The 10,025-nt window shown below is 71.9% G+C and carries 6 protein-coding genes; 3 read left to right on the forward strand and 3 right to left on the reverse strand.

Annotated features, from left to right (window positions below):
• Positions 1 to 21: 21 nt before the first annotated feature.
• Complete coding sequence (locus BM085_RS17740) at positions 22 to 4,785, forward strand: ATP-dependent helicase (protein ID WP_093888066.1); 4,764 nt, start codon at positions 22 to 24, stop codon at positions 4,783 to 4,785.
• Positions 4,786 to 4,928: 143 nt separating this feature from the next.
• Here the strand turns inward: BM085_RS17740 and BM085_RS17745 are convergent, their stop codons facing one another.
• A complete protein-coding gene (locus tag BM085_RS17745) occupies positions 4,929 to 5,774 on the reverse strand; it encodes an SDR family oxidoreductase (RefSeq protein WP_093888067.1) in 846 nt (281 codons plus the stop codon).
• 86 nt (positions 5,775 to 5,860) lie between these two features.
• Here BM085_RS17745 and BM085_RS17750 point away from each other — a divergent pair, with 86 nt between their 5' ends.
• Complete coding sequence (locus tag BM085_RS17750) at positions 5,861 to 6,469, forward strand: TetR/AcrR family transcriptional regulator (protein ID WP_093888068.1); 609 nt, start codon at positions 5,861 to 5,863, stop codon at positions 6,467 to 6,469.
• A 789-nt stretch (positions 6,470 to 7,258) separates the two neighbouring features.
• Here the strand turns inward: BM085_RS17750 and BM085_RS17755 are convergent.
• Positions 7,259 to 8,509, reverse strand: coding sequence for an MFS transporter (locus BM085_RS17755; RefSeq protein WP_245789373.1), 1,251 nt, complete (start codon positions 8,507 to 8,509; stop codon positions 7,259 to 7,261).
• A 54-nt stretch (positions 8,510 to 8,563) separates the two neighbouring features.
• On the opposite strand from BM085_RS17755, the gene BM085_RS17760 reads away from it, so the two are divergent.
• Entirely contained in the window at positions 8,564 to 8,935 is a 372-nt protein-coding gene (locus BM085_RS17760) for a MerR family transcriptional regulator (protein WP_012888758.1), read from the forward strand.
• A gap of 663 nt (positions 8,936 to 9,598) precedes the next feature.
• Here BM085_RS17760 and BM085_RS17765 read toward each other — a convergent pair.
• On the reverse strand, positions 9,599 to 10,025 hold a 427-nt coding region (locus BM085_RS17765), incomplete at its 5' end, for a hypothetical protein (RefSeq protein ID WP_093888070.1).

A 10,025-nucleotide genomic window follows, 5' to 3' on the forward strand; every position in this document is an offset into this window, starting at 1 on the left:
GCGGATTCTGTCGGTGGGGCAATGCACTATGGAGCCGTGACCGGATCAGCGCTCGACCACTTCACCCCTGTGACCAGGGACTGGTTCACCGGAGCCTTCGCCTCGCCCACCGCCGCCCAGGAGGGCGCGTGGGCGTCGATCGCCCGGGGGGACAACACCCTCGTGGTCGCGCCGACCGGCTCCGGCAAGACGCTGGCCGCGTTCCTGTGGTCGCTCGACCGGCTGGCCGCCGAGCGCGCGTCCGCGACGGGCGGGCCCGCCGCGGACGCCGCGGGCGGGCGGAGGCGCTCACGCGAGGACGACGCCCCCGCCGGGCGGTGCCGGGTGCTCTACGTGTCGCCGCTCAAGGCCCTGGCGGTGGACGTCGAGCGCAACCTCCGGGCGCCGCTGGCCGGAATGCGGCAGACCGCGCGGCGGCTCGGGCTCGCGGTGCCGGAGATCTCGGTGGCGATCCGGTCGGGTGACACCTCGCCGCAGGAGCGGCGCCGTTTCGCGGCCAGGCCGTCGGACATCCTCATCACGACCCCCGAGTCGCTGTTTTTGCTGCTGACCAGCCAGGCCCGCGAGGCGCTGCGGGGCGTGGAGACGGTCATCGTCGACGAGGTGCACGCCGTGGCGGCCACCAAGCGCGGCGCGCACCTGGCCCTCAGCCTGGAGCGGCTCGACGCCCTGCTCTCCCGGCCCGCGCAGCGGATCGGCCTGTCGGCGACGGTGCGGCCGGTGAACGAGGTGGCCGCCTTCCTCGGCGGTCCCCGCCCGGCGGCGGTGATCCAGCCGCCTTCGGAGAAGACGATCGAGGTCAAGGTGGTCGTCCCGATCGAGGACATGACGGAGCTCGACGGAGCTCCGCGTCCCTCCCTGCCCGATGACGACGACCGGTGGCTGCTGGAGCCCCCGGCGCGGCGGTCCATCTGGCCGCACGTGGAGGAGCGGCTGTTCGACCTGATCGAGGACCACAGCTCGACGATCGTGTTCGCCAACTCCCGGCGGCTGGCCGAGCGGCTGTGCACCCGTCTCAACGAGCTGGCGTGGGAGCGCGGGGCCGGCGAGGCGGAGCCGCCGGAGCCGGCGGAGCCGGCGCACTGGGCCGAGGGCTTCCCCGCGCCGCCGGCGTCCCTGTCCACCCCGGCGGCGATGATGGCGCAGGCCGGTGCGGCCAAGGGGACGGTCCCGGAGATCGTGCGGGCCCACCACGGGTCGGTGTCGAAGGAGGAGCGCTCCCAGATCGAGGAGGCGCTCAAGTCCGGGCGGCTGCCGGCGGTGGTCGCGACCTCCAGCCTGGAGCTCGGCATCGACATGGGCGCGGTGGACCTGGTCGCCTGCGTGGAGTCGCCGCCGAGCGTGGCCAGCGGCCTGCAGCGGATCGGCCGGGCCGGCCACCAGGTGGGAGCCGTCTCCCGCGGCGTGATCTTCCCCAAATACCGCGGCGACCTGGTCCAGACGGCCGTGGTGGCCGAGCGGATGAAGAGCGGGGAGATCGAGGAGCTCCGCTACCCGCGCAACCCGCTCGACGTGCTCGCCCAGCAGATCGTGGCGATGACCGCGCTGGACGAGTGGACGGTGGACGACCTGGAGACCGTCGTACGGCGTGCCGCGCCGTACCGGACGCTGCCCCGCGGCGCCCTGGAGGCGACGCTCGACATGCTCGCCGGGCGCTATCCGAGCGAGGAGTTCGCCGAGCTGCGCCCGCGCATCGTGTGGGACCGGGTCACCGGCACCCTGCGGGGGCGGCCCGGGGCCCAGCGGCTGGCCGTGACCAACGGAGGCACGATCCCCGACCGAGGGCTGTTCGGCGTCTTCCTGGTCGGGGAGAAGTCCTCGCGGGTGGGCGAGCTGGACGAGGAGATGGTCTACGAGTCCCGGGCGGGGGACGTGTTCGTGCTGGGCGCGACCTCCTGGCGGATCGAGGACATCACGGCCGACCGGGTGCTGGTCTCCCCCGCCCCCGGCCAGCCGGGCAAGCTGCCGTTCTGGCACGGCGACAACGCGGGGCGCCCGGCGGAGCTGGGCAGGGCGATCGGCGCGTTCCTGCGTGAGATGTCCGGCTCGGGCGCCGACTCCGGCGCCGGGCCGGGATCCGGCAAGAAGGGGAGCCTCGCGCGAGACGGCGCCAGGCCGGACCCGGCGCGGGAGCGCGCCGTGGAGAGGATCGAAGCGGCGGGGCTCGACGAGTTCGCCGCGGCCAACCTGCTGTCCTATCTGGCCGAGCAGCGGCAGGCGACCGGATATGTGCCGGACGACCGGACGTTGCTGGTCGAGCGGTTCCACGACGAGCTGGGCGACTGGCGGGTCGTGGTGCACTCGCCGTACGGGGCGCGGGTGCACGCGCCGTGGGCCCTGGCGATCGGGCGGCGGCTGCGGGAGCGCTACGGCGTCGACGTCCAGGCCGTGCACTCCGACGACGGGATCGTGCTGCGCATCCCCGACACGCTCTCCGGTCCCCCGTCGGACGTCGCGGTCTTCGACGCCGAGGAGATCGAGCAGATCGTCACCGAGGAGCTCGGCGGCTCGGCGCTGTTCGCGGCGCGCTTCCGGGAGTGCGCGGGACGGTCCCTGCTGCTGCCGCGCCGTACCCCCGGCAAGCGCACCCCGCTGTGGCAGCAGCGGCAGCGGGCCTCGCACCTGCTCAACGTGGCCAGCCGGTACGGCTCGTTCCCGGTCGTGCTGGAGACGATGCGCGAGTGCCTGCAGGACGTGTTCGACGTGCCGGGGCTGGTCCGGCTCATGCGGGACATCTCGGCGCGACGCGTGCGGCTGGTCGAGGTCGAGACCTCCCAGGCGTCGCCGTTCGCGGCGTCGCTGCTGTTCAACTACGTCGGCGCGTTCATGTACGAGGGGGACGCCCCCCTGGCCGAGCGCCGCGCCCAGGCGCTCGCGCTCGACACCAGCCTGCTGGCCGAGCTGCTGGGCCAGGCCGACCTGCGCGAGCTGCTCGACCCCGACGTGATCGCCGACACCGAGCGCGAGCTGGCCCGGCTGGACCGGCCGCTCCGCGACGCCGAGGATCTCGCCGACCTGCTCCGTTCGCACGGTCCCCTGGTCGCGGCCGACGTGAGCCTGCGCGAGGGCGACCCGGCCTGGCTGACCGGCCTGGAGAGCGCCCGGCGGGCGATCAGGGTGCGGGTGGCCGGGCAGGAGCAGTGGGCGGCCATCGAGGACGCCGCCCGGCTGCGCGACGCGCTCGGCGTGCCGCTGCCGGTGGGGGTGCCGCATGCCTTCCTGGAGCCGGTGGACGACCCGCTGGGCGACCTGGTCGCCAGGCACGCCCGCACGCGCACCCCGTTCCCGGCGAGTACGGCCGCCGCCAGGTTCGGGCTCGGCCCGGCGGTCGTCACCGACACGCTGCGCCGCCTGGCCGTCTCCGGCCGGGTGGTGAGCGGGGAGTTCAAGCCGGGCGGCCGAGGGGAGGAGTGGTGCGACGCCGGGGTGCTGCGGATGCTGCGCCGCAGGTCCCTGGCCCGGCTCCGCAAGGAGGTGGAGCCGGTCTCCCCCGAGACCCTGGCCGTCTTCGCCCCCGCCTGGCACGGCATCAGCGGCGCCCCGCAGAGGGGCAGGCCGCCGATCGACGCGCTGGTGAGCGCGGTCGAGCAGTTGCAGGGCGCGGCGGTGCCGGCGTCAGCGCTGGAGACGTTGGTCCTGCCCTCACGGGTCCCCGGATACGACCCGTCGCTGCTGGACGAGCTGACGTCCTCGGGCGAGGTCCTCTGGGCCGGTCAGGGGTCCCTGCCCGGCGGGGACGGCTGGGTGGCGCTGTATTTCGCCGACACCGCCCCCCTGCTGATGCCCGATCCGGTCGAGATCACCATGACCCCGCTGCACGAGGCGGTCCTTGAGGTGCTCGGCGGTGGAGGGGCGCTGTTCTTCCGCGAGCTGGCGGGCCGCGTCGGATCACTGATGGCCGGTTCGGTCCCGGACGACGGGATGCTGACCGCCGCGGTGTGGGATCTGGTGTGGGCCGGGCGGATCACCGGCGACACGCTCGCACCGCTGCGGGCCACGCTCGGCACCGGCCGTCCCGCCCACCGCCCGGCCACGACGCGCAGGCGGCGGCCGGTGCTGCCCACCCGGAGCGGGCCGCCGACCGTGGGCGGTCGCTGGTGGCTGCTGCCCGGAGCCGCGGACGACCCGACCCAGCGGGCGCACGCCCAGGCCGAGGCACTGCTGGAGCGGCACGGCGTGGTGACGCGGGGCGCGGTCACCGCCGAACGGCTGCCCGGCGGGTTCGCCGCGGTCTACCAGGTGCTCCGCGCCTTCGAGGAGAGCGGCCGGTGCCGCCGGGGCTATTTCGTCGAGGGGCTGGGCGGCGCCCAGTTCGCCCTCCCCGGAGCCGTCGACCGCATGCGCGCCGCCGCCGCACCGTCGCGCTCCGAGGCGCCTGACCCCGACCCGTGGAGCACCCGGAGGCCGGAGGGGAACGGCCGGCGCGCGGTGGTGCTGGCGGCGGCCGACCCGGCCAACCCGTACGGCGCGGCGCTGCCCTGGCCCGCCCATCCCGGGGAGGTCTCCCACAAGCCGGGCCGGAAGGCGGGATCGCTGGTGGTGCTCGTGGACGGGCACCTGGTGCTCTACGTCGAGCGCGGCGGCAAGACCCTGCTGTCCTTCACCGACGACGACCGCCTCCAGCCCGCCGTGGACGCCCTGGCCCTGGCCGTGCGCGACGGCGCCCTCGGCAAGCTGACCGTGGAGCGCGCGGACGGCACCGCCATCAACGACTCCCCCCTGGGCGCCGCCCTGGAGTCCGCCGGTTTCCACCCGACCCCGAGAGGCCTGCGCCTACGGGCCTAGAGATCCCCGCCCGCCGGAGGGGAGAAGCCCGCACCGGCGGGCCCGGAGGCACCGCCGATCGCCGGGCCCGCCCCGGCGGATCTCCCCTGCCAGGGCGGAGCGACCTGCCCCCGGGGGGCATTGCGGCCCCGGCGGGACAGGGGTCACAGCTGGAAGGCCGCGGTGTGGTCGGTGAGGAAGCGGGTGAGGGATCGGGGCGGGCGGCCGGTCAGGGCCTCGACCGTCTCGGTGGTGGTGGACCAGCGGCCGTCCCCGATCTGGGCCATGAGCTCGGCGAGGTCACGGGCGACGGGGCCGGGCAGGCCCTGGCGCTCCAGATGGCCGGTCAACTCCCCCACCGGGAGGTCGACGTAGCGGACGGTCCGGCCGAGCGCGCCGCTGACGGCCGTGGCGATCTCGTCGTGGGTCGGCGCCTCGGGGCCGGTGAGGACGTAGGTCTCGTCCGCCCCGACCGGCCGGGTGAGCAGGATCGCGGCCACGTCGGCGATGTCCCTGGTGTCGATGTAGCCCACCCGGCCCGGACCGTAGGAGCCGTAGAAGCGGCCCTCCCCGTCCTTGAAGGAGACCTCCGCGGGGAGGTTCTGCATGAACCCGACGGGCTGCAGGATCGACCAGGCCAGCCCCGACGCCTTGAGGTGCGCCTCGACCTCGCCGTGCATTCCGCCGCCGAGCAGCGCCCCCGGCTCCGCCCCGCGCACGGACACCTTCACCGCCTGGGCCACGCCGGCCGACCGGGCGAGGTCGATCACCTCGCGGTACCGGTGGACGAAGCCGGGCCACAGCGAGCTGTTCAGGAACAGCCGGTCGCCGGGAGAGAGCGCCGCCCCGATGGTCTCGGGCCGGTCGAAGTCACCGACGACGTAGTCGCAGCCGAGCGACTCGCCCTGCTCCGGCCGCCGGACCACCGCCACGACGGCCGTTCCCGTCTCGCCCAGCCGGTCGATCAGCGCCCGGCCGATCGTTCCGGTCGCGCCAGTCACCACGATCATGATGCCCCCTAAATGGACGATCAAATTCCGCTTTGCGGAAGCTACACTAAACGGAATTTGATCGTCCACTTCGGAGCGGGGCTCCAATGCCGGAACAACCACTGCGCGCGGACGCCAGGCGCAACTTCGACAAGATCATTAAGGCGGCCTGCGCCGTCGTGGCCGAGCGCGGGATCGGTGCGCCGATGGAGCTCATCGCCCGCCGCGCCGGGGTCGGCGTCGGCACGCTCTACCGCCGGTTCCCCGATCGCGGCGCGCTGATCACCGCCATCGGCGACCACTACATCCACGAGCTGGTCGACGCCACGCGAAAGGCCGCCGAGACGGGGCCCGACGCCTGGACGGCACTGCGCTCGCTCGTCATCTGGTGCGCCGCCCCGGGCCGCGGCGCCCTCGCCACCGCGCTCGCCGACCTGAACACCGAGACGTTCCTGTCCACGCCGGAGTTCGCGAGGTCCCGCGAGGAGTGGATCGAACTGCTCGACGGCCTCGTGCGCGACGCCCAGGCCGCGGGGGCGATGCGCGCGGATGCCGGCACGGGTGACATCGTGCTGCTGCTCAACGTCTTCACCTGCCACCCCGCCGAACTGCCCGCGCGCGTGGCCGCCCAGCCGGCCAGATTCCTGCACCTGATGCTCGACGGCCTGCGGGCCGGCGGGACCACCGAGCTGCCGGGCGAGCCCGCACCCCCATGACGTGCGCGCAACCGGCCCCGGCCCCGATTGCGACCCTGCCCCCGACCTCGGCCCCGGTCGCGGTCGCGGTGCATGATCAACTGGGGCTGAGGTTGACGCTGATCGCCATTGGAAGGCTTGGCGCCGTAGGGGGGAACAAGCGCGGCGAGGGCAGGCGCGGAGGTGGGACCGTTCATCGGTGACGGGCCAGTGACGGGCGGTCCGGGTCGGCGGGCCGGGCGACGGGCCAGGGTCGAAGCGGGATGTAACGGGCACAGGGCAGCCTTGGTGGAGGTCATGATCGGAGGTTTTCCATGATCCGTTGGGATTGACCTCTCCATTGGCCCGGCGCTCGGGTCGGTGTCACCGGGGGCAAAGTAGCTCAGCGTGAGGTCTGGCCGGACAGAACGTTAACTCTGTCCGGTCTTCCGAATCACATCCGTCCAGGTCAGCACCCTAGGACGCCCGAACGCCATGATTCGGCCACTGCCCCGCCCCGGTTGTCCGCAGCCGTAACCGCTCCGGCGACCACCCGCCGTCCGGGCCCTCTGACCAGCGCGGACGCTCTACTTTGCATCTGGTGACACCGACCCGAGCGCCGGGCCAGGAGGCCCGGCAGGCCCTGAGCGTCGATCTCACCGATTCGCTGCTCAAGGACGAGTAGCCAGGGGTTGGGCTGCCTGGTCGGCGGTGTCATTTTGTTCGGGCGACACGGTGCGCGGTGATGCTCATCGTTCCTCGCCACAAGGCGGCGGATGCAAGAGGCGACGCCACCGATCACGCCAGCGCGCCGTTTTCGGCTGTCTGGTGTCACGCGTCCGGTTCGGAGGCGGTCTCGCGTTCGAATGTGCGGCTGGTGAATCCGTGTCGACGTGCGCCGATGACGATAGCGAGCGCCGGGAGCAGGAGCGCGAGTGTGATCCAGCTCAAGGAGGGGGGTCCCAGCACGTTGAGGGTGATACCGCCGATGATCCCGCCTGCGGCGATCGCGATGTTCCAGCATGTGGTGAGGAGTGCTTGTGCGACGTCGCCCGCTGCGCCTGCGGCGTCAGCGATCGCGGTTTGCAGCAGGGTTGAGGCGCCGCCGAACGCGAGTCCCCACAGGGCTGCACTGGCGTACACGAGGGCGGGGTTGCCAGAGAAGACGCTCAGGACGAGAGCGGCTGTGGCCAGGAGCGCGCAGGCCAGGATCATGAGCATGCGCAGGTGCCGGTCGATGAGTACGCCGGTGAGCCAGATGCTCACGAGCGAGACCAGGCCGAAGGTGAGCAGCACCGAATCGACCTGACCCGCCATGCCGAGCGGGGCCAGGAACGGGGCGATGTAGGTGAAGAGGATGTTGTGTGCGAACACGAACGTCAACGTCACGACGAGGATCGGGGCGACTCCGGGCAGACGGAACGTGTGGGCCAGCGGCAGTCGTGCGCCCTTGGATTGGCCGGGGAAGTTCGGAACGGAGGCGATCACCCATACGATCAGTGCGAGAGTGACCAGCGTGATGATCCCGAACGCGAATCGCCATTCGACGGCCTTGGCGAGGAACGCGGCTGCGGGGACCCCGACGGACAGTGCAACGGTCCCGCCCGCCATCGCGATGGCCATGGCCTTGCCGCGCTGGTGCGCGGGAACCATCCTCCGGGCGTAACCGGCAAGGAGCGCCCAGAGCATGCCGCCGACGATCCCGCCGAGGAACCGCGCGGCCAGGGTGAGCGCGAAACTGTCGGAAAAGGCCGTGACCGTGTTGGCGACCGCGAACCCGGAGATCGCGAACAGCAGCAGGTGCTTGCGTCGCCAGCCGATCGTGGCTCTCGTGAGAGGGACCGCCGCGAGAATCGCCCCGATCGCGAAGACCGTGACGCTCTGCCCCGCAGCCGCCTCGCTCACTCCCAGGTCGCGGCTCATCTGCGACAGCATCCCAGCGGGCATCGTCTCCGTCAGGAGCGTGATGAACCCCGTGGCAGCCAGAGCCAGCAGACCCGCGAGCGGGAACCGTGCGTCAGCGGCGGAAGGGGATGGTGATGTATCCGTTCGAGTCATATCCTTATCATCAATGTGTGACATTGGTGTGAGGGTCAAGTCCGGCTGCATCGCAGCCCAGACACGAAGGGTGTGGGGATGAAGATCGGTGAGCTCTCCCAGCGCACGGACACGCCGGTGCGGATGCTCCGCTACTACGAGGAACAGGGGCTGATCCACTCCGAACGGCTCCCCAACGGGTACCGGAGCTACGAGGACTACGTTGTCGACCGGGTGCGGCAAGTGCGGGGCCTCCTCGAAGTCGGCCTGCCCACCCGGATCATCAAGCAGATCCTTCCCTGCCTGGACAGCTCAAGGGCGATATACCTGCCGTACGTCACCCCAGACATGATTGCGACACTCGAACACGAACGCGACCGCATGGCAGAGAAGATCGAATGCCTCACGAAAAACCATCGAGCCATCAACGACTACCTCGACGCCGTGAGCCACGAAATCCGAGCTTCCTGATGAGACGCCCCAGTACGTCTTGAGCCGCCCCGGGTTCGTTGGAGACTCGATCGAGAGGATGATCGAGTCATGGCACGGAAGTCCCCCTACTCTCCTGAGTTGCGACAGCGTGCGATCCGTATGGTCCGTGAGGTGCGTCCGCAGTACGACAACGAGATGGCCCGGCGCTCGGGTCGGTGTCACCAGATGCAAAGTAGAGCGTCCGCGCTGGTCAGAGGGCCCGGACGGCGGGTGGTCGCCGGAGCGGTTACGGCTGCGGACAACCGGGGCGGGGCAGTGGCCGAATCATGGCGTTCGGGCGTCCTAGGGTGCTGACCTGGACGGATGTGATTCGGAAGACCGGACAGAGTTAACGTTCTGTCCGGCCAGACCTCACGCTGAGCTACTTTGCCCCCGGTGACACCGACCCGAGCGCCGGGCCCATTCGCGGCCAATTGTGGACGGTCACCCAGGAACTCCCGGCCGGCGGCCATGCGAGGCCGGATACACGGCCACGGAACCTCCTGGCGGGCGGTCGGCATCTCCCCTGCCCCGTGGCCACTGGACTCGGGCGAAACCGCTCGAGGGAGGAGGCTGGTCAAGGCCCATCGGGAACAACCGGACACTCGTTGGCGATAGCCGGCCGTCGGGCTGGGAGATGACGCCGACCACCGTTCCGCTGGATCATGGGCCGGTTCGGCGGTGCCGGTAGGAAAGCGTGACGGCGGCGAGGAGCGGGGCCCACGCCACCAGCGGCAGGTAGATGAACCCGACGAGCAGACGTCCGGTCACGGTCATGCCGGGGTGCGGCAGCGTCCACCAGAACAGGAACGGGGTCCACAGCAGGGCGAGAACCCCGACGCCGAGCCAGGCGGGCACGGTGACGGCCAGGCGCGGGATCGTCCGGCCGCCGAGCAGCGGGATCCAGCGCGGCACCACTTCGCCCCAGCGTCGCACCAGGCCGAGAGTGAGCAGGGCCGCGGCTTCGGTCAGCGCGGAGAGGGCGATCAGGTACAGCGGCCCCCACGCGGTCGTGCCGACCAGGTCGCGCAGGCCCTGCTCGGTGTAGCCGAGCGGAAGTCCCAGGGCCAGACCGATCCGCCACAGACTC

The organism is Streptosporangium canum, assembly GCF_900113865.1.
Classification (GTDB): Bacteria; Actinomycetota; Actinomycetes; order Streptosporangiales; family Streptosporangiaceae; genus Streptosporangium; species Streptosporangium canum.